The organism is Pseudomonas sp. AC463, from assembly GCF_979253585.1.
Window position 1 is genome coordinate 1 of sequence record NZ_CEEDDZ010001232.1, and the last position, 231, is coordinate 231.

Consider the following 231-nt stretch of genomic DNA (forward strand, 5'->3'; position numbering starts at 1 on the left):
AGGACATAAGCCGCATGGCGATGGCGTCCCGCCACGGCGTCGTCATGTCCGGTCAGGAAATCGCCGGGCGCATAGGCGGTGGCCTGCGCATCCGCGAAATCGATGCCGTCCGCACCGGTCACCATCCGCAGGAACGCTCGCGGTTTTCCCGAGGACAGCCACGACGCGAACGCCGCCAGCGGATCGTCGCTAGTGCGGCGTGCTGCCTCGTCGTCGGGCACGCGGATCGTT

At 68.0% G+C, this 231-nt stretch carries 1 protein-coding gene; it reads right to left on the minus strand.

What is annotated here, in order from left to right; translation table 11 throughout:
- The coding region (locus AC0IYH_RS34230) for a hypothetical protein (protein ID WP_471838954.1) at nucleotides 1-231 on the minus strand (231 nt) is incomplete at both ends.